Origin of the sequence: Aeromonas bestiarum (assembly GCF_000819745.1) — a bacterium.
In the GTDB taxonomy this organism is placed as follows: Bacteria; Pseudomonadota; Gammaproteobacteria; order Enterobacterales; family Aeromonadaceae; genus Aeromonas; species Aeromonas bestiarum.
Genome location: NZ_CDDA01000033.1, coordinates 18,253 through 37,092, shown reverse-complemented (window position 1 = coordinate 37,092; position 18,840 = coordinate 18,253). Strand labels below are relative to the sequence as shown.

The following is an 18,840-nucleotide window of genomic DNA, read 5'->3' as shown; positions in this document are numbered from 1 at the left end:
CCCCTGTCATGCGTCGCCTGCCTGGACGGGGAACTCTTTGCGCCACGCCTCGAAGCCGCCATCCAGGCTGTAGACCTGGTCATAGCCCTGTTGCAGCAGGTACTGGGCCGCGCCCTGGCTGCTGTTGCCGTGATAGCAGATCACTATCACAGGGGTATCGAAATCTACCTCGTCCATGAAGCGAACCAGAGAACCATTCGTAAGGTGGAAGGCGCCGACCGCGTGGGCGGCCTCGAAGGATTGCGGATCGCGAATATCCACGAGGCGGGCTTCACCGGCAGCGATCTTCTGGTGGGCATCATGGGCACTGATATGGGCAAACTGGTCCATTAACATGTCCTGTGAATAGGTGATTGTGGGTCAGTTTACCGCAAGCGTGCGTCCGTGCTAAGCCCGCAATGTGTCGGCTCGTCCCGCCGGAGGAGATCGCAATTTTCTTCAATATCGGCGCCAGGCTCATGGGTAGGGTAAAGGCTCAACACCTTCAACGAGTGTCATCCATGGAAATGAGTCTGCTGTTGTCCATGGCCGGGTTTGCCCTGGCCATGTCCATCTCTCCCGGCCCGGTCAATCTGGTCGCCCTCGGTGCGGGGGCGCAATATGGTTTTCGCGCCAGCCTGCGCCATGTGGTGGGGGCCACCCTGGGCTTCATCCTGCTATTGCTGCTGATGGGGCTGGGCCTGGGGGCAGCCTTGTCGCACTGGCCAGTGGCGCTCAGCGGCATCCGCTGGGGAGGCATCCTCTTTCTCTGCTATCTGACCTGGTTGCTGATGACGGACAAGGGAGAACTGAAGCGTGAGGGCGCCACCCCACCCGCCTTTTTATACGGCGCCCTGATGCAGTGGCTTAATCCCAAGGCCTGGCTGGCGGCCAGCATGGGCATGGGAGCCTATGGGGCCGTGGGCAATGTGGGTCAGACGATATGGTTCACCAGCCTCTATCTGGTGATCTGTCTTGCTTCCATCGCCTGCTGGGCTTATGTCGGCAGCTGTCTGCAGGAAGCCCTGCTCGCACCTCGCCGTCTGCGCTGGTTCAACCGCGGGATGGCGATGCTGCTGTTGCTCAGCGTTGGCTATCTTGTGCTGGAGCGCTGAGGGAGGCACTGGTATTGGCCCGGAGTCGCGGCGACCAGCCGCTTGAACTGGCGCTGGAAGTGGGCCTGATCGGCGAAGCCCGTCGCCAGCGCCACCTCGACCAGGGGGCGCCCCTGAACGAGCAGGGCACGGGCATGGCGAATGCGCTGGTTGAGCAGGTAGGCGTGAGGGGTCATGCCGTAATGGCGGCTGAAGGCGCGCACGAAGTGAGACGGGGTCAGACCGGCGACTGTGCTCAGGTGCTGCAAGGTGAGGGGGCTGGCGTACTCGTCCTGCATCAGCTCGGCGGCGCGCCTCAGATGCAGGGGCGGGCGCGCGTCCCATCTGGCGGGGGTGAGCCTGGCCAGCAGCTGGTGGCTGAACAGATGGCAGGCCACCTCCTTGGCGAGGCGATCCTGGCGGTCATCCTGCAGGGTGCGATAGAGGTGTTGCAAGCGGGCATACAGCAGGGGATCCCGGCTGGCCGTCATGTCGAAGGGGCGAAAATGGGCCCCCAGTCCGGCTTCCTCCTGCTGGCTGCGCAGCCAGTCGGTATCGAGGTAGAACATCAGATAGGACCAGGGCTGGTCTGCGATGGGGTTGCAGGCGTGCACCTCTTCCGGGTTCATCAGCACCAGGGAGCCCGAGCCGACCTCCTGTCTGCTGCGCTGGTTGAGGTAGTGGCTGTGGCCGCCGGTGATGGCGCCGATGGAGAAGTGGGCGTGGCTGTGCTTGTCGTAACAGACGCGGCGGCCATCCTGCACCGCCCGCGCCTCTATGAAGGGCAGGGCCGGATCGCGCCAGAACAGGTGGCGATCCCGCTCGGCACCGGCCCTGCTCATGGGTTAACCACCCAGGTAGGCCTGCCGTACTGCGGGGTTGGCCAGCAGGGCGGCCCCCGTATCTTGCAGCACCACGTGGCCGTTCTCCAGCACATAGCCCCGATCGGCCAGCTTGAGCGCCTGGTTGGCGTTCTGCTCCACCAGGAAGATGGTCATCCCCTTCTGGCGCAGCTGCTCTATGGTGTCGAAGATCTGCTGGATGACGATGGGGGCCAGCCCCAGCGAGGGTTCATCCAGCAGCAGCAGGCGCGGCTTGCTCATCAGGGCGCGGCCTATGGCCAGCATCTGCTGTTCGCCGCCGGACATGGTGCCGGCGCGCTGTTGCAGCCGCTCGTGCAGGCGCGGGAACAGGGTGAACACCTGATCCAGCAGGCCGTGCTGCTCCTCCTTGTCGACGAAGAAGGCGCCCATCAGCAGGTTCTCCTCCACCGTCAGGCGGGCGAAGATTCGGCGCCCCTCCGGCACCACGGCTATGTCCTTGCGCATGATGCGGGCCGTGGTGAGGGCGCTTATCTGCTCCCCCTCGAACCAGATGCTGCCGCTGCTGGGCTTGGGCTCGCCGCACAATGTCATCAGCAAGGTGGTCTTGCCGGCGCCGTTGGCACCTATCAGGGTGACGATTTCCCCCTCTTTCACCTCGACGCTGACGTCGTGCAGCGCCTGAATTTTGCCGTAGTGGGTCGATACGTTGCGAAGTTCTAACATCTTGTTTCCCTAGGGTCTGTTGATGTTTCGGCGCAAGCCGCGTTGCCACGTAAAATGACACCAGGCTAGACGCGGGGCGCAGGCAATGGCTATTCCCTTGGCAAGTCCCGCAACAACGCATGGCGTCATTTGCCGCGCAACCCGAAGGGACGGGTCTGTTTTTTCGCGTAACGACGTTACTCGACGGCTCATTTGGATCACCAAACTTCGCGCCTCGCGCCTAGTTTCGCGTCAAAACAGATTCCGTCGCGGTCGTGACGAAACGTCAACAGACCCTATGACTCGCCCAGATAGGCCTTGATCACGGCCGGATTGTTGCGGATCTCATCCGGCTTGCCGTGGGCCAGCGGGGTGCCCTGATTGACCACGAAGATGCGGTTGGAGATGCCCATCACCAGCTTCATGTCGTGTTCGATAAGCAGGACGGAGACACCAAACTCGTCCCGCAGGCTGATGATCAGTTCGTTCAGCTCATCTGTCTCGTGCGGGTTGAGGCCGGCGGCCGGCTCGTCCAGCATCAGCAGATCGGGCCGGGTTGCCATGCAGCGGGCGATCTCGAGCCGGCGTTGCTGGCCATAGGCCAGGTTGCCGGCGGCGCGATTGGAGAGATCCTTGAGGCCCACCTTCTCCAGCCAGAAGGCGGCGTGTTCCAGCCCCTCCTGCTCGGCACGGCGAAAGGCAGGGGTCTTGAACAGGCCGGCGATGAAGCTGGTGTTGAGGTGGCGATGCTGGGCCACCAGCAGGTTCTCCACCGCCGTCATGTCCTTGAACAGCCGCACGTGCTGGAAGGTGCGCACTATCCCCTTGCGGGCGATGAGATGACCGGGCAGCCCCTGGATCTCTTCACCCTTGTAGCGAATGGTGCCGCCGCTCGGGCGATAGAAGCCGGTCAGGCAGTTGAAGACGGTCGTCTTGCCCGCGCCGTTGGGGCCTATGATGGAGATCACCTCCCCCTTGTCCACGTCCAGTTTGACGCCGTTGACAGCCAACAAACCGCCGAAGCGCATCGACAGATCAGAGACTTCCATTAACTTCTGATTGGCACTCATTTTTTCAGCCCCCGATTCAAGGTGGAGCAAGTCACCGCCAGCAATCCGGTCAAATAGCGCATCGATAAATCAGAGACTTCTAACAACGTCTGATTGCTCATTTTTGTAGCTCCAGGTGAGGTCTGGTCATCGGCAGCAGTCCCTGTGGCCGCCAGATCATCATGAACACCATCAGCAGACCGAACATCAGCATGCGGTACTCGTTGAATTCACGGGCCAGCTCCGGCAGTACCGTCATCACTATGGCGGCCAGCACCACCCCGATCTGGGAGCCCATGCCCCCCAGTACCACGATCGCAAGGACGATAGCCGACTCGATGAAGACGAAGGACTCCGGGCTGATGAAACCCTGGCGCGAGGCGAAGAAGCTGCCGGCGAAGCCAGCGAAGCAGGCGCCTATGGTGAAGGCGGTCAGCTTGATGATGGTGGGGTTGAGCCCCAGCGACTTGCAGGCGATCTCGTCCTCCCGCAGCGCTTCCCAGGCGCGGCCCAGCGGCATGCGCAGCAAGCGGTTGATGACGAACAGGGTGGCCACCACCAGCACCAGCGCCATCAGGTAGAGGAAGATCACCTTGTGGTTGGCGTTGTAGGCGATGCCGAAGAAGTCGTGGAAGGTGCCAAAGCCCCCGTCCTTGACGGTACGGTTGAACTCGAGTCCGCCCAGCGTCGGTTTGGGAATGCCGGAGATGCCGTTCGGGCCGCCGGTGAGGCTGGTCATGTTGTTGAGCAGGATGCGGATGATCTCGCCAAAGCCCAGGGTGACTATGGCCAGGTAGTCCCCCCGCAGCCGCAGCACCGGGAAGCCGAGCAGGAAGCCGAAGGTGGCCGCCGTCAGGCCGGCGATGGGCAGACACTCCCAGAAACTCAGGCCGAAGTAGGTGTTGAGCAGGGCATAGCTGTAGGCGCCGACCGCATAGAAGCCGACGTAGCCCAGATCCAGCAGACCGGCCAGGCCCACTACCACGTTCAGCCCCAGCCCCAGCATGATGTAGATCAGGGTGAGGGTGGCGAGATCGATGGCGCCTCGTGAGGCCATGAAGGGCCAGCTGACCGCAAACAGCAGCACCAGCACGGCGGTGAGGTTATAGAGCTTGGGTGCCTCTTCCGGGCTTGGCAGCACCAGCTTGGTGAAGCCGATGGAGAAGCCGCTGATGGAGCCTTTGAACAGCCGGCTGATCTGGCCGCGCAACATCTGGAACCAGAACACCAGGGCGGCACCGCCCACCAGCCAGGCCAGCGACACGTCGAGGCGGCTGACTACCAGCAAGCGGGTGCCGTCGGTCTCGAGTTTGAAGCCGAGCAGCCAGAAGGAGAGCACCAGCAATACCAGGCTGGCGATACAGGCGTGAATGAATTGGCGTTTCATCAGACTTTCTCCACTTCCGGTCGGCCGAGAATGCCGGTGGGCATGAACAGCAAGACGCCGATCAGCAGGGCGAAGGCCATCACATCCTTGTACTCGGTGCTGAGATAGCCGGCGGTGAGTGCTTCCACCACCCCCAGCAGCAGGCCGCCCAGCACGGCGCCGGGAATGCTGCCGATGCCGCCCAATACCGCTGCGGTAAAGGCTTTCAGACCGGCCATAAAGCCGAGATAGGGGTTGATGACGCCGTAATACATGCCGAGCAGCACGCCCGCGACGGCGGCCAGGGTGGCCCCCAGCACGAAGGTGATGGAGATGACCACATGGGTATCTATCCCCAGCAGGTTGGCCATCTTGATGTCTTCCGAACAGGCGCGGCAGGCACGGCCCATGCGGGAGCGGCCGATGAACTGGGTCAGCGCCAGCATGGTGATGAAGGTCACCACGAAGATGATGAGCTGCATGTAGGAGAGGCTGGCCTGGAAGCCGTCTTCGGCGCCCAGGGTCCAGCCCCCGGAGATCAGGGTGGGCATGGCGATATCGCGCGAGCCCTGTGCCATTCGCATCATGTTCTGCAGGAAGATCGACATGCCGATGGCGGAGATGAGGGGGATGAGGCGGTTGCCGCCCCGCAGCGGGCGATAGGCGACCCGCTCTATGGTCCAGCCATAGGTTCCCGTGATGATGATACTGACCAGGAAGGCGCCTCCCAGCAGCAGGAAGGTGCTGTCGATGCCCATCATGGCGAGCCCGGCCATCACCATAAAGGCGACATAGGAGCCGATCATGTAAACCTCGCCGTGGGCGAAGTTGATCATGCCGATGATGCCATAGACCATGGTGTAGCCGATGGCGATCAACGCATAGGTGCTGCCTATGGTTAACCCGTTCAGCAGCTGCTGAACCAGGTAAAGGAGGTGTTCGGACATACTGCGATCCCTGTACTTGCCCGCAAAGAAAGGAGGGGTGACTCATGTCACCCCGACCGGCAGATTATTTGACTTGAGTGGAGGTACCGTCGGCGTGCCACTGGAACACACCGAATTCAAAGCCTTTCAGGTCACCACTCGGCGCCCAGCTCAGGGTGCCCATGACGGTATCGATCGGCGTGGCCTTAATGGCGGCGGCGACTGCAGCCGGGTCATCCTCACCCGCCTTGGCGATACCGGCAGCCAGGGTCTGTACCGCCGCATAGGTAGTCCAGACGAAGGGGCCTGAGGAGTCCTGACCCTTGGCCTTGAACGCCGCCACCAGCGGGGCGTTGGTCGGCACCAGATCGTACTTGTTCGGCAGGGTCACCAGCAGACCTTCGGAAGCCGGGCCACCGATGGCGGAGATGTCCTTGTTGCCTACCCCTTCCGGACCCATGAACTTGGCCTTCAGGCCCTTCTCGCCAGCCTGACGCAGGATCAGACCCAGCTCGGGGTGGTAGCCGCCGTAGTAGACGAAATCGACGTTCTCTTTCTGCAGCTTGGCGATCAGGGCGGAGAAGTCCTTGTCACCGGCTGTGATGCCTTCGAACGCCACCACTTTCACACCGGCCTTGTCCAGGGAGGCCTTCACGCTGGTGGCGATGCCTTCACCGTACTGCTTCTTGTCGTGGATGACGGCCACGCGCTTGGGCTTGACCTGCTCGATGATGTACTTGGCGGCGGTCGGACCCTGGTCGCTGTCCAGACCTATGGTACGCAGCACCAGCTGATAGCCGCGCTCGGTGATCTTGGGGTTGGTGGAGGCGGGGGTGATCATCAGCACACCTTCATCTTCATAGATGTCGGAGGCGGGCAGGGTGTTGTCGGAACAGAGGTGGCCGACCACGAACTTGACGCCGTCGTTGATCACCTTGTTGGCGACCGCCACGGCCTGCTTGGGATCGCAGGCATCGTCATAGATGACGGCTTCGATCTGCTTGCCTGCGATACCGCCAGCCTTGTTGATCTGCTCGACCGCCATCTTGCCGCCGGTGAACTGCATGTCACCGTACTGGGCGACCGGGCCTGTGACCGGGCCGGCGATGCCGATCTTGATGGTGTCAGCCGCGTTGGCGATGGATATCGATCCAAACAGAGCCAAAGAAACCGCTGCGCTTACTGTGATTTTGCTCAACTTATGCATTGATTCGTCCCTTAATCAGTGGATTGTTTCATTTTCCGTGTGCCATTCCGGGCCGGGATCCCGCCAGTCCGGTAATAGGTATGGTTCTATCATTCCTCGCTGGGCAATAACAAGCTGTTAAAGATACTAACCATAGTGGGTGGGATAGTGCTTTTTTGAAACAAATAGCTAAATTCAAATGCCATTGTAGACATTAATACTGATTTGTTCAGTTAACATCTTCACAACAAGGTGTGCTGGTGACAAATGGCAGATGAAAAAACTGACGATATTTTACCCTGACACTGCTCCCATTTTGACCAAAATCCGTTTGCGCAAATAGAAATGAGCGCCTAGATTAGCCAGCATTGACAATTCATTGGCAGTGCCTGTTAAAACCAAGCCTTTATTCGGGAAATCTGCTAATGTTCCGCTTTTGATCTTCAGGAGACAGAGATGGCCACTATCAAGGATGTCGCTTCCCGTGCAGGCGTATCCATCTCCACCGTCTCACATGTACTCAATCACACCCGTCGGGTCAGCGAAGATGCAACCCAAAAAGTGCTTGAGGCGGTGGCAGAACTCAACTACGCGCCCAACTCGGTAGCGCGCAGCCTCAAGATAAACTCAACCAAAACCATAGGCATGCTGGTCACCACCAGTGCCAACCCCTTCTTCGCGGAAGTGGTACAGGGGGTGGAGGCGTACTGTTTCGAACAGGGTTACAGCCTGATCCTGTGCAACACCGAAAACCAGCCGCCCCGCCAGCAGCATTACCTGAGAATGCTGATGGAGAAGCGGGTCGACGGCCTGCTGGTGCTGGGAACCGACATCGACACCCCGCTGCGCGACATGCTGCGCATCCACAAGAATGTGCCGCAGGTGGTGTTGGATTGGGGCACAGAGTGCGATTTCGCCAACGTGATCAACGACAACGCCCGCATAGGCGCGCGGCTGGCGGTACGTCATCTGCTGGAGCAGGGCCATAAAGAGATCGTCTGCATCACTGGCCAGCTCTCCAAGCCGACCACCCAGCAGCGGCTGGACGGGGTGCGCGACGCCTTGGGCGAGCATGGCCTGACCCTGAAGGATGAGCAGATCTTCGAAGGGGATTACGAGAGCCAGAGCGGTTTCGATGCCATGCAGCGCATCCTGGCCCTCACGCCTCGCCCGACGGCTGTGTTTGCCTTCGATGATCCCATGGCCATCGGCGCCATCTGCGCCGCCTGGGAAGCCGGGGTCAAGGTGCCGGACGACATCTCCATGATCGGCTATGACGACGTGGAAATGGCGCGCTTCTCCAGCCCGCCGCTGACCACCATCCGCCACCCCAAGGCCGAGCTCGGCCTGCTGGCGGTGAAGCATCTGGTGAGCCGGATCCGCAACAAGGCGCTGGAAGTCGAGTCCATGACGGTAGAGCCCGAGCTTATCGTCCGCCGCTCGGTCAAATCCCTGCGCTGACCGCCCCGCTGTATTGCACGGCGATAGTCGGCACCACGAAAAACCCCCTCGTCACGAGGGGGTTTTTGTTTGTGGGCGATTTATTGCAGCGGCGGCCAGTAATCCTTGTTGGCGGCCACCAGGTCATCCAGGATGGCCTTCGCCACCGAGGCGCTGGGCACAGTCTTGGACAGGGTGATTGCCTGCCACAGCTTCTGGTAGGAGCGTTCGACCCAGGCTTCCACCACCAGCTTCTCGACCGCCACCTGCTGGCCCATCAGGCCCTGCTGGAACAGGGGAATATTGCCGACCTGCAAGGGCTCTGGCCCGCTGCTGCCCACCAGACAGGGGATCTCGACCATGGCCTCGGGGTCGAAGTTGTTGATGGCGCCCCGGTTCGGGACTATCAGCAGCATCCGCTCCTGGGTGTTGAAGGCGATGGCGGTGGCCAGGTCCACTATATAGGAGGCGTGCTCGTCGATCTCCAGCTCGCCTGCCTCCGAATGACTCGCCTTGACGATGGTGCGGCAGGCGCTGAATACCTGCTTCTCGCGGTGCTCCATCACCTCGTTGGCGCGGGTATGCTCAGGGTTGGCATGGGCCACCACATAGTCAGGGTAGAGGTAGTACTTGAGATAGGTGTTGGGCAGGGTATCCGGATCGAGCGCCCACACATCCCTGGCCTTGGCGAAGGTATCGTTCCAGCTTGCTTCGGCATGGCTGGCGCTGTTGGGCACGTAGCCGTGGCGGGCGACGTGTTCCTTGATCTTCGGCATCAGGTCGTTGCCTGCCAGATCCTCGATGTGGGTCCACCAGCCGAAGTGGTTGAGACCGTAGTAGCGTACCCGCATCTCTTTGCGAGATTTAAGGCCGGCGATCTGGGCCATGCGCCCCTCGATCCCGATCGGCATGTCGCAGATGTTGAGGATTTTGGCGTTGGGACGCAGGCGACGGGTTGCCTCCGCCACTATGGCGGCCGGGTTGGAGTAGTTCAGCATCCAGGCGTTGGGGGAGTACTGCTCCATGTAATCGACCAGCTCCAGCACGCCGCCGATGGAGCGCATGCCGTAGGCGATGCCGCCTGGGCCACAGGTCTCCTGACCGACCACGCCGTGACGCAGGGGGATCTTCTCGTCCTGCTCGCGCATGGGGTATTTGCCGACCCGGATGTGGGCCATGACAAAATCCACCTCGCTGAAGGCCGCCTTGGGATCGGTACCGTAGCTGAAGGCAATCTCGGGTGCCTTCTCTTTCAGCAGTATCCTGCATGCCTCGGCGATGACTTCCTGGCGGGCACCATCGTTGTCATAGAACTTGATCTCCTTGAGCGGGAAACGATGCTGGTTCTCCAGCAACATCAGAACGATACCAGGAGTAAAAGTGCTGCCGCCGCCGGCGATGACTACAGAGAATTTTTTCATGATCATGACTCCGTTACGAAAGAAGAGGATTGAGTGGGGTTGTTCATTATCGATTCCATATTTTCACGTACCTGAGGCACATGCAGACCTATGATTATTTGAATGCTGTCGCCATGACGAACCACACCATGGGCGCCCAGTTGTTTGAATATGTCATCTGCCGCAACCTGGCTGGAATTTATCAGCGATATTCTTAAGCGGGTGGCGCAATTATTCAGGCTTCTTATGTTTTTGCTGCCGCCGAGTGCCTCGATAATTTGCTCCGCAATATCACTGCCTCGTTGTTGTTTGGCTACCTGATAATCGGCCTTGGAATACAGCTTTATTTCGCTGTCTTCCCGCCCCGGGGTTTTCAAATTGAATCTCAGAATGAGACTCCTGAATATCAGGAACCAGAGTCCGGTAAACACCAGGCCTATGGCTATCTGGGTAAACATCATGCCGGCATGGTTGTGGAACATGGGGATCCAGTTCTGCGGCAGGAACTGGTCGAGCAGGCCGCCGCCCATGTTGCCGACGACACCGAACAGGTACATGACGGTGGCCATGGTGGCGGCCAGCAGGGCATGGATGGCAAACAGCAGTGGCGAGATGAAGAGGAAGGTGAATTCAAGCGGCTCTGTGATGCCCACCAGCATGGCGGTCAGGGTCGCCGGGATCAGCAGACCGGCCACCTTGGCCTTGTTTTCACGGGCTGCAGTGGCGTAGATGGCCAGGGCAATCCCCATGGCACCGAAGATCTTGGAGTTGCCGTGCAGTGCGAAGCCACCCTGGGGGAACAGCTCGATGAGCGGACGCGTGCTCTGGCTGAACTCCTGCAGATGCTGGGCCCAGTAGAGCTGGATGCCGCCTTCCACCGCGGCCGGGCCGAAGATGAAGGGGCCATAGATGAAGTGATGCAGTCCGGTCGGGATCAGGATGCGCTCGAGGAAGGTGTAGACCCAGACACCGAGCGGGCCCGAGATCAGCATGAACTCCTGCAGGGAGGCGATGCCCATCTGTACCTTGGGCCACCCCTGCAGGGTCAGCCAGGCACAGGGGATCATGAGGAAGAAGGCAATGATGGTGACAAAGGAGCTGCCCTGAAAGATGCCGAGAAAGACGGGCAACTGTCGATCAAACAGCCGGTTGTGCAGGGCGGTGACTATACCCGAGATGGCGATGGCCCCTATGATGCTGGTGTCCAGCGTCTTGATCCCGGCGATCATGGCCAGGCCGCTTCCGCCGCCGACTGCCTGATTGAAATCGACCCCGAAATAGTCGCCCCAGGTCATCCCCATGGCATTGATGAAATAATTCCAGGTCATGAAGCTGACCAATACGGAGAGACAGGCTCGTGCCTGCGCCTTATTTGCCAGCCCAATCGGCAAGCCGATGGCAAATATAAGCGGCATGTTTCTGAATACGGTCCAGCCACCTTCTTCAATAATATGGATTATTTGAAAGAACAACCCTTGCGGGTTTGCCAGCGCCTCTCCCACGAACATGGGATTTTTCAGCATGATTGCAATGCCCACTACCATACCTGCAAATGGAAACAGTAGTACAGGAGTAAACATTGCTCCGCCAAAGCGTTGAATTTGACTGAGCATATATTGTCCCTTTATTAAAAGAGTTTTTGATAGGGTGTTGTTTGTGTTGCTGAATTGAACCTAACAACAATGGGTCAAGCCCTCATGAAATATGTGGTGGTTATGTGATCCGGCGCATGCTCTTATTTAGACAAAGAGATCTAAATTTTGAGATATTGTTGTACATCTTGTTTTTGTGACGTTCTTGTCGGTTTATTTGAATTTAAAATTGTTTATTTTCAATTGGTTGGGCCTGAAGCCCCTGAATGAGGGGGCCGCGGGTACAGGCTGGGAGAGGTCTAGCAGTGATCTATAAATCGGTGGCGGATCGGTTGCGTATCCGGGTCAATGGCGCGGATTGCCGGGTGGGGGACGTATTGCCGAGCGAGAAGATGCTGGCGAGCCAGTTCGGTGTGTCGCGCATGACGGTGCGCAAGGCGGTGGACATGCTGATCGAATGGGGGCTGGTGGCACGGCGCCACGGCAGCGGCACCTATGTGACCAAGAAGGATGTCCAGCATGAGACCAAGGGGCTGAGCGGCTTTACCGAGCTGATGCGCGATCAGGGCCGGGAGCTCACCAGCCAGGTGCTGGAGTTTCGTACCATGCCGGCCCCACCGGCGATTGCCAGCCAGCTCAGGGTCAAGGTGAACGAACCCGTCTACTACTCCAGCCGGGTGCGCTCTGTGGATGGCCGGGCCCTGCTGCTGGAGGAGAGCTACATGCCGGTGCGGCTGTTTCGCACCCTGTCGGTGGCCCATCTGGAGGGCTCCAAGTTTGCCTACATCGAGAACGAGTGCCAGCTCCCTATCGCCGGCAACTACGAGAGCTTCAGCGCCGTGCTGGCCGACCGGCAGATGGCCGAGCTGCTGCATATCGAGCAGGGGGCGCCCATCCTGCGGCTGACCTCCCTCTCTTATGGTGAGAACGGGGAGTTTCTCAACTACTCCATCATGTTCCGCAACGCCAACGACTATCACGTCGACTACCACCTGCGCCGTGCCCGTGACTGAATCCGCCGCCGATGGACCATGCCGTTGCCCCTGTCATCGCACAGGCACCACGAAAAACCCCCTCGTCAGGAGGGGGTTTTTGTTTATGGGGTGTCGCCAGCATCAGGCCTTGAGCCCGAGCCGCTTGGCGAGCCGGTGCAGGTTGCCGCCGTCCAGCTCAAGCGCCCGGGCGGTGGCGGCCCAGTTGCCCTGCTGGGCCGCCAGGGTCTGCTCGATCAGCTGGAGCTGGAAGGCATCTGTGGCCGTGCGCAGCCCCATGACTGTTGTTGGCTGCACCGCCTGTTCCACAGGAATGCGGCTGGATGAGGGGGTGCCGGTGGCCGCCAGGTTGAAGTGGTGGCAATCCAGCGCGGGTGCCTGACTGCCCTGCTCGGCCCGCGCCAGTACGGCCGCCCTGTGGATGGCGTGCTCCAGCTCCCGCACGTTGCCCGGCCAGTCGTAGCTGGCGAGCAGTTGCAGCGCTCTGGGCTGGATGCGCAACCGCTCCAGCCCCAGGCTGACCCGGCAGCGTTCGCAAAAATAACCGGCAAGCAGGGGTATGTCGTCCGGTCGTTCCCGCAGGGCGGGGGCGTGGATCGGGAAGACGCTCAGGCGGTGGTAGAGATCGCTTCGAAACTGCCCCTCGACCACAGCCTGTTTCAGATCCCGGTTGGTGGCGGCCAGGATGCGCACGTTTACCTTGAGCGGGGTGTCGTCACCGATCCGCTGCAGATCGCCGTATTGCAGCACCCGCAGCAGCTTGGCCTGCAGCGACAGGGAGAGTTCGCCGATCTCGTCCAGAAACAGGGTGCCCTTGTCGGCCAGCTCGAACTTACCCGCCCGGTTGTGAATGGCGCCGGTGAAAGCCCCCTTCACGTGGCCGAACAGCTCGCTCTCCGCCACCGATTCCGGCAGGGCGGCGCAGTTGAGATAGACCAGTGGCACGCTGGCACGGGGTGAGCCCTGATGCACCGCCTTGGCGATCAGCTCCTTGCCGACTCCTGTCTCCCCCAGGATCAGCACGTTCAGCTCTGAGCTCGCCACCACGGCTATCTCGTGGCGCAACCGGTCCATGGCCGGGGAGCGGCCAATCATCTCGGGCTGGCCCGGCCCATTCTGGGTGGAGGGGGCGAGGGGTTCGCTGCTCTGGCGGGCGAGCCGTTCCAGCAACAGGGCGTTGCTGAGGGCGGCGGCGGCCAGGGCGCCCACCAGCCGCAGCTCCTCGTCGCTGATGCCGTCGAACTGGGTCGGGTTCATGCCGTCTATGGTCAGGGCGCCGATGAGCGTCTGATCCGAAAACAGTGGCAGGCCAACGCAGGCGTGCACCCTGAGGTCGTCGTGATCCGGGATCAGGCCGTCATAGGGGTCGGGCAGGTTGCTGTCGGCGGGGAAGCGCACCACGTCACCGGCACGGGCTATGGCCTCCATGCGCGGATGGTCCGCCAGCGCGAAGCGGCGGCCCAGCACGTCCTGCATCAGGCCGTCGATGGCCAGCGGGATGAACTGGCCCCCCTCGTAGCGCAGCAGGGCCGAGGCGTCCGAGTGCAGCAGGCTGCGCACGCTCTGGATCAGGCGGTGAAAGCGGTCCTGGTGGGAGATGCCGAGTTGCAGGTCGAGGGCGATGCGCGCCAGGCTGTCGGTCGAGATCAAGGTGATTGTCCAAATGACAGTGTGTTTGTGGTTTTGACTATAAAGAGTGGCTGTCTAAATGACAATGTTCTATGTGTGTGTCTAGTAAAAACAATAAGTTATGAGTTGGCACGTCAACTGCAATAGTCCGTTCAGTCGCACATTCGCTATTGCATTCTGAGGAACAACTTGATGAGCATTCACGTCAAAAACAACATTCACTGGGTCGGCCAACGGGACTGGGAGGTGCGCGACTTCCACGGCACCGAGTACAAGACCCATAAGGGAACCAGCTACAACAGCTATCTCATCCGCGAAGGGAAGAACGTACTGATCGACACCGTCGATCACAAGTTCAGCCGGGAGTTCGTGCAGAACCTGGCGGCGGAGATCGATCTCGCTTCCATCGACTTCGTGGTGATCAACCACGCCGAGGAGGATCACGCCGGCGCCCTGACCGAGCTGATGGCCCGCATCCCTGGCACCCCCATCTACTGCACCCACAACGCCATCGACTCCATCACAGGCCACCATCATCACCCAGAGTGGAACTTCCACCCGGTCAAGACAGGCGACAGCCTGGACATAGGCAACGGCAAGCAGCTGGTGTTTATCGAGACCCCCATGCTGCACTGGCCAGACAGCATGATGACCTACATGACGGAGGATGCCGTGCTCTTCTCCAACGACGCCTTCGGTCAGCACTACTGCGACGAGCACCTGTTCAACGACGAGGTGGATCAGACCGAGCTGATGGAGCAGTGCCAGCGTTACTACGCCAACATACTCACCCCCTTCAGCCCGCTGGTGACCGCCAAGATCAAGGAAGTGCTGGGCTTCAACCTGCCGGTGAGCATGGTGGCCACCTCCCACGGCATCGTCTGGCGCGAGGACCCCACCCAGATCATCCTGAAATACCTGGAGTGGGCCGACCACTATCAGGAAGACCGCATCACCCTCTTCTACGACTCCATGTCCAACAACACCCGCATGATGGCCGACGCCATCGCCCAGGGCATCCACGAGGTGGACCCGGGCGTGGCGGTGAAGATCTTCAACGTGGCGCGCCACGACAAGAACGAGATCCTGACCCAGGTGTTCCGCTCCAAGGGGGTGTTGGTGGGCTCCTCCACCATGAACAACGTCATGATGCCCAAGGTGGCGGGCATGCTCGAAGAGATCACCGGCCTGCGGTTCCGTAACAAGCGCGCCTCGGCCTTCGGCAGCTACGGCTGGACCGGCGGCGCCGTGGACCGCATCCAGACCCGGCTGATGGACGCGGGTTTCGACATCAGCATCTCCCTCAAGGCCAAGTGGCGTCCCGATGGTTCGGCCCTTGCCGAATGCCGCGAGCACGGCCGCCAGCTGGCCCGCCAGTGGGCGCTGCACCCGCTGGAGGCACCTCGCCCGATCATCACAAAGAACGCCGCAGTGACGGCGCCCGTGATCGAGGTACCGGTTGCGCGTGTCGTCACCCCGGTCGCCAGCACGCTGGACGATGAGCAGAGCATGCTCTGCGTCGTCTGCCAGTGGGTCTATGACCCGGCACTGGGGGAGCCGGATCAGCTGGTGGCACCGGGCACTCCCTGGGCCCAGGTACCGGACAGCTTCCTCTGCCCCGGCTGCGGTATCGGCAAGGAGGTATTCGAACCCTGCGCCGTGGAGGCCTGTGTATGAACGCAGCAACCCTGAATGACGCCGGCATCAGCCGGGAAATCGTGGTGATCGGCAGCGGCTTCGCCGCCCAGCAGCTGGTCAAGAGCCTGCGCAAGCTGGATGGTGAGCAGCCCATCCGCCTCATCACGGCCGACAGCGGCGACGAGTACAACAAGCCGGACTTGAGCCACGTGGTGAGCCGGGGCTGCGCCGCCGCGGCCATGACCCGGCAGAGCGGCAGCGACTTTGCCGAGCAGCAGCGCATCGCGCTGCTGCCCCACTGCCCCGTGCTTGGCATAGATCCCGTCCGGCGGCTGGTGCTGACCGAGCAGGGCAGCTTCCCCTATGGCCAGCTGGTGCTGGCCACCGGCGCCAGCGCGGCGCGCCCCGAGATACCGGGCAGCGAGCATCTGGTGACCCTCAACAGCCAGCAGGAGTACGCCGCCGCCGAGGGGCTAATCCAGCAGGCCAGCCGCATCATGGTGCTGGGGGCTGGCCTCATAGGCTGCGAGCTGGCGATGGACATGGCGAGCGATGGTCGCGAGGTCACCCTGTTGGATCTGGCCGACAGCCCGCTCAGCGCCCTGTTGCCGGCCGCCCTGACCCAACCGCTGCAACAGGCGCTGCGCAGTCAGGGGGTCAGCCTGCAATTCGGGCTGGGTATCGCCAGGATAGACGCCCAGCCCGGCGACGGCTGGCGGGTGACCCTGACCGATGGCCGCACCAGCGAGCAGGATCTGGTGATCGCCGCGATCGGCCTGCGGCCGAATCTGGCCCTGGCCCGGGGGGCCGGGCTGGAGGTGGAGCGCGGCATCCTGGTCGACGACAACTTGCAGACCAGCGATCCCCATATCTTCGCACTGGGTGATTGCGTGCAGTGGCGGGGCCAGCTGCTCCCCTTCCTGCTACCCATAGTGCTGGGGGCCAATGCGTTGGCGCGCACTCTGCTTGGCACGCCGACCCCGCTGACCCTGCCGCCCATGCTGGTGAAGGTGAAAACGCCGCGTTACCCCTTGCAGCTGGCGGGCCGCACCAAGGGCGAGGATCTCGCCTGGCAGTGCCGCTGGAACAGCCACGGCATGGTGGCCGAGGCGCATGGCGAGGATGGCGAGCTGTGCGGCTTCGTGGTGGGGGGTGATCAGATGAGCGCCGCCTTCCCGCTGCTGCGCCAGCTGCCCCGTTAACCCCTTTCATTGCATCGGCCGGGTCGACCCGGCCACTTGAGGAGAACTGATATGGCCATGCAATTGATTCCGTCTCACTGGGTAGTGCGTCGCTCCACCCCCTTCTTCACCCGCCAGAACGTGCCCCAGGCTTTGCTCACCCATCACAACACGGCAGCCGGCGTCTTCGGTCAGCTCTGCGTGATGGAGGGCACAGTCACCTACCACGGCTTTGCCGACGAGCAGGCCGAGGAGCCTGAGATAAGCCTGGTGATCCATGCCGGCCAGTTTGCCACCAGCCCGCCCCAATACTGGCACAGGGTCGAGCTGTCGGAGGATGCCCGCTTCAACATCCACTTCTGGGCCGAGCAGGCCGAATCGGACCAGCCGCTGTTCAACAGCCGCAAGGCATAAGGTTCAACCCTCGCCAGGGGCATTGGGCGCGAATGTCCCCCTCTGCCCATGCAGATCAAAATAATCAACTCAGATGTTCGTTATCCTGCCCCCTTATCCGAATGAGTGCTATGAGGGAGATGCATGAGCCTGATTGAAGCGATGACCATGGTGGCTGGCCTGGTCTATCTGGCCCTGTTGGGGTGGCAGGCGCGCACCGGTTGGCAGTGGCGTCTTGCCCTCGGCCTGCTGGGCCTGATCTGGCTGGTGGCGGCGGACAGCCTGCTCTGGTTCGCGCTGGGGCTGCTGGTCATCCCCCTCGCCCTGTGGCACAGATACCGACCGCTGCCGGCACTCAGCGGGATCAACAGCCAGTCGCTGCGGGGGCGCGCGCGCCATCTGCTGCTGATCTGCTGGGGGTTGGTGACTGTGCAGTACAGCATCCATATCTGGCAGCTGGGGCAGGGGGAGACCCCCTGGCTGATGCGTCCGGACGTGGTGGACGGTTTCCTGCCCATCGCCGGCGGGCTCGGGCTGCGGGCCTGGCTCAGTCAGGGCATAGTGGATCCCCATCATCCGGCGGCGACCATCACTGTACTGGTGCTCTGCCTGTCGGCCCTGCTGCTGGGGCGGGCCTTCTGCGCCTGGTTCTGCCCGCTCGGGCTGGTGGGCGAGTGGATGCACGGCCTGCGCAGCCGATGGATAGTGGGGGAGTGGACGCCGCCGCGCTGGCTCGATGCCGTGCTGCGTTCCCAGAAATTCCTGGTGCTGGCTTTCCTGCTGTTTATCGTGCTGATCGCGGTGCCGGGCACCGCTCTGCCCGGCTACTTCACCAGCCCCTACCATCAGGCGGCGGACATGAAGATGGGGGCCTTCTTCTTCAACCTGACCCTGATTTCGGGCCTGTGTCTGGGCTGGGTGCTGCTGCTCACCGCCACCTTCCGCCAGGGCTTCTGCCGCTACCTCTGCCCCTACGGCGCCTGGCTGTCTTTACTCGGCCTGCTGACACCGCTGCGCATTCGGCGTGACCCGGCCCGCTGCCTGCGAAGTGCTGGCCATGACTGCGACAAGTGCAGCCGGGTTTGTCCCTCCCGCATCCAGGTGCACCAGCTGATCGCGGTGCGCAGCCTGGAGTGCACCAGTTGTATGAGCTGCGTCGCCGCCTGCCCCAAGCGGGCAGATGCGCTGCACCTTGGCAGCAAGGCGCGCAGGCTTGAGCCCCGCTGGCTGCTGGGTCTGCTCTGCCTGCTGTTGTTGATATTGCCGCTGCTCTCCTACGGCCTGCTGGGTATCTGGGTCAGCCAGACGCCGCTGGCGGATCGCGCCCAGCTGCTGCAGCTGTTGCCGCAACTGGCTCATTGAGTGCCGATGCGCCAGTTGCAGGCTGCCTGTTGGGGGGCCGCCGGGAGCTCTGAAGATACACCCGCATTTGATACCTGAGGGGTAGCA

At 61.5% G+C, this 18,840-nt stretch carries 17 protein-coding genes; 7 read left to right on the top strand and 10 right to left on the bottom strand.

The features are described from left to right. Nucleotides 1–6 precede the first annotated feature (6 nt). The gene (gene glpE / locus BN1118_RS17505) at nt 7–330 is read right to left on the bottom strand and encodes a thiosulfate sulfurtransferase GlpE (RefSeq protein WP_043557281.1); all 324 of its coding nucleotides are present in this window, start codon (nt 328–330) and stop codon (nt 7–9) included. Nucleotides 331–500: 170 nt separating this feature from the next. Here glpE and BN1118_RS17500 point away from each other — a divergent pair, with 170 nt between their 5' ends. After that, complete coding sequence (locus BN1118_RS17500; protein WP_156995097.1) at nt 501–1,094, top strand: LysE family translocator; 594 nt, start codon at nt 501–503, stop codon at nt 1,092–1,094. Here BN1118_RS17500 and BN1118_RS17495 read toward each other — a convergent pair. The 6 genes from BN1118_RS17495 to BN1118_RS17470 all read right to left on the bottom strand — a co-directional run bounded on the left by BN1118_RS17495 (nt 1,073) and on the right by BN1118_RS17470 (nt 7,147). Next, nucleotides 1,073–1,915, bottom strand: a complete 843-nt coding sequence (locus tag BN1118_RS17495; RefSeq protein WP_043557279.1) for an AraC family transcriptional regulator — start codon at nt 1,913–1,915, stop codon at nt 1,073–1,075. The genes BN1118_RS17500 and BN1118_RS17495 overlap by 22 nt on opposite strands. 3 nt (nt 1,916–1,918) lie before the next feature. Further along, entirely contained in the window at nt 1,919–2,620 is a 702-nt protein-coding gene (locus BN1118_RS17490) for an ABC transporter ATP-binding protein (protein ID WP_043557278.1), read from the bottom strand. 275 nt (nt 2,621–2,895) lie between these two features. Next, nucleotides 2,896–3,669: a high-affinity branched-chain amino acid ABC transporter ATP-binding protein LivG gene (gene livG / locus BN1118_RS17485; protein WP_043557277.1), complete on the bottom strand. Its 774-nt coding sequence runs from the start codon at nt 3,667–3,669 to the stop codon at nt 2,896–2,898. 97 nt (nt 3,670–3,766) lie between these two features. Then, nucleotides 3,767–5,035 carry a high-affinity branched-chain amino acid ABC transporter permease LivM gene (locus BN1118_RS17480; protein ID WP_043135809.1) on the bottom strand — a complete coding sequence of 423 codons (1,269 nt, stop codon included), beginning with the start codon at nt 5,033–5,035 and terminating at the stop codon, nt 3,767–3,769. Then, on the bottom strand, nt 5,035–5,961 hold the full coding sequence (gene livH / locus BN1118_RS17475; RefSeq protein ID WP_042867383.1) for a high-affinity branched-chain amino acid ABC transporter permease LivH: 927 nt from the start codon (nt 5,959–5,961) through the stop codon (nt 5,035–5,037). The genes BN1118_RS17480 and livH overlap by 1 nt, the downstream gene beginning before the upstream one ends. Nucleotides 5,962–6,025: 64 nt before the next feature. Next, complete coding sequence (locus BN1118_RS17470; protein ID WP_043135811.1) at nt 6,026–7,147, bottom strand: branched-chain amino acid ABC transporter substrate-binding protein; 1,122 nt, start codon at nt 7,145–7,147, stop codon at nt 6,026–6,028. A 435-nt stretch (nt 7,148–7,582) separates the two neighbouring features. On the opposite strand from BN1118_RS17470, the gene BN1118_RS17465 reads away from it, so the two are divergent. Next, nucleotides 7,583–8,587 carry a substrate-binding domain-containing protein gene (locus BN1118_RS17465; protein WP_043135813.1) on the top strand — a complete coding sequence of 335 codons (1,005 nt, stop codon included), beginning with the start codon at nt 7,583–7,585 and terminating at the stop codon, nt 8,585–8,587. Between the two features lie 80 nt (nt 8,588–8,667). Here the strand turns inward: BN1118_RS17465 and BN1118_RS17460 are convergent, their stop codons facing one another. Next, nucleotides 8,668–9,993 carry a 6-phospho-alpha-glucosidase gene (locus tag BN1118_RS17460; protein WP_209428888.1) on the bottom strand — a complete coding sequence of 442 codons (1,326 nt, stop codon included), beginning with the start codon at nt 9,991–9,993 and terminating at the stop codon, nt 8,668–8,670. After that, entirely contained in the window at nt 9,990–11,579 is a 1,590-nt protein-coding gene (locus BN1118_RS17455) for an alpha-glucoside-specific PTS transporter subunit IIBC (protein ID WP_043135817.1), read from the bottom strand. The genes BN1118_RS17460 and BN1118_RS17455 overlap by 4 nt, the downstream gene beginning before the upstream one ends. Nucleotides 11,580–11,863: 284 nt before the next feature. Between BN1118_RS17455 and BN1118_RS17450 the strand changes: the two genes are divergently transcribed. Next, entirely contained in the window at nt 11,864–12,571 is a 708-nt protein-coding gene (locus BN1118_RS17450) for a GntR family transcriptional regulator (protein WP_043135820.1), read from the top strand. A gap of 102 nt (nt 12,572–12,673) precedes the next feature. On the opposite strand, the gene norR is transcribed toward BN1118_RS17450, so the two are convergent. Then, nucleotides 12,674–14,200, bottom strand: a complete 1,527-nt coding sequence (gene norR / locus BN1118_RS17445) for a nitric oxide reductase transcriptional regulator NorR (RefSeq protein ID WP_043135822.1) — start codon at nt 14,198–14,200, stop codon at nt 12,674–12,676. Nucleotides 14,201–14,371: 171 nt separating this feature from the next. Here norR and norV point away from each other — a divergent pair, with 171 nt between their 5' ends. The 4 genes from norV to BN1118_RS17425 all read left to right on the top strand — a co-directional run bounded on the left by norV (nt 14,372) and on the right by BN1118_RS17425 (nt 18,753). After that, the gene (norV, locus tag BN1118_RS17440; protein ID WP_043135823.1) at nt 14,372–15,856 is read left to right on the top strand and encodes an anaerobic nitric oxide reductase flavorubredoxin; all 1,485 of its coding nucleotides are present in this window, start codon (nt 14,372–14,374) and stop codon (nt 15,854–15,856) included. Continuing rightward, on the top strand, nt 15,853–17,019 hold the full coding sequence (gene norW, locus BN1118_RS17435; protein ID WP_043135827.1) for an NADH:flavorubredoxin reductase NorW: 1,167 nt from the start codon (nt 15,853–15,855) through the stop codon (nt 17,017–17,019). Before norV ends, norW begins: the two co-directional genes overlap by 4 nt. A gap of 51 nt (nt 17,020–17,070) precedes the next feature. Continuing rightward, nucleotides 17,071–17,412, top strand: coding sequence for a TehB family protein (locus tag BN1118_RS17430; RefSeq protein WP_042064476.1), 342 nt, complete (start codon nt 17,071–17,073; stop codon nt 17,410–17,412). Between the two features lie 123 nt (nt 17,413–17,535). Continuing rightward, a complete protein-coding gene (locus BN1118_RS17425; RefSeq protein WP_043135832.1) occupies nt 17,536–18,753 on the top strand; it encodes a 4Fe-4S binding protein in 1,218 nt (405 codons plus the stop codon). The last annotated feature ends 87 nt before the right edge of the window (nt 18,754–18,840 follow it).

Excerpts from the sequence above, each read along its gene's own strand:
- norV (WP_043135823.1), top strand. The coding sequence starts at position 14,372 with ATGAGCATTCACGTCAAAAACAACATTCACTGGGTCGGCCAACGGGAC.
- BN1118_RS17430 (WP_042064476.1), top strand. The coding sequence starts at position 17,071 with ATGGCCATGCAATTGATTCCGTCTCACTGGGTAGTGCGTCGCTCCACC.
- BN1118_RS17465 (WP_043135813.1), top strand. The coding sequence starts at position 7,583 with ATGGCCACTATCAAGGATGTCGCTTCCCGTGCAGGCGTATCCATCTCC.
- glpE (WP_043557281.1), bottom strand. The coding sequence starts at position 330 with ATGGACCAGTTTGCCCATATCAGTGCCCATGATGCCCACCAGAAGATC.
- BN1118_RS17460 (WP_209428888.1), bottom strand. The coding sequence starts at position 9,993 with ATGATCATGAAAAAATTCTCTGTAGTCATCGCCGGCGGCGGCAGCACT.
- livG (WP_043557277.1), bottom strand. The coding sequence starts at position 3,669 with ATGAGTGCCAATCAGAAGTTAATGGAAGTCTCTGATCTGTCGATGCGC.
- BN1118_RS17470 (WP_043135811.1), bottom strand. The coding sequence starts at position 7,147 with ATGCATAAGTTGAGCAAAATCACAGTAAGCGCAGCGGTTTCTTTGGCT.
- BN1118_RS17495 (WP_043557279.1), bottom strand. The coding sequence starts at position 1,915 with ATGAGCAGGGCCGGTGCCGAGCGGGATCGCCACCTGTTCTGGCGCGAT.
- BN1118_RS17490 (WP_043557278.1), bottom strand. The coding sequence starts at position 2,620 with ATGTTAGAACTTCGCAACGTATCGACCCACTACGGCAAAATTCAGGCG.
- BN1118_RS17425 (WP_043135832.1), top strand. The coding sequence starts at position 17,536 with ATGAGCCTGATTGAAGCGATGACCATGGTGGCTGGCCTGGTCTATCTG.
- livH (WP_042867383.1), bottom strand. The coding sequence starts at position 5,961 with ATGTCCGAACACCTCCTTTACCTGGTTCAGCAGCTGCTGAACGGGTTA.
- BN1118_RS17480 (WP_043135809.1), bottom strand. The coding sequence starts at position 5,035 with ATGAAACGCCAATTCATTCACGCCTGTATCGCCAGCCTGGTATTGCTG.
- norW (WP_043135827.1), top strand. The coding sequence starts at position 15,853 with ATGAACGCAGCAACCCTGAATGACGCCGGCATCAGCCGGGAAATCGTG.
- BN1118_RS17500 (WP_156995097.1), top strand. The coding sequence starts at position 501 with ATGGAAATGAGTCTGCTGTTGTCCATGGCCGGGTTTGCCCTGGCCATG.
- BN1118_RS17455 (WP_043135817.1), bottom strand. The coding sequence starts at position 11,579 with ATGCTCAGTCAAATTCAACGCTTTGGCGGAGCAATGTTTACTCCTGTA.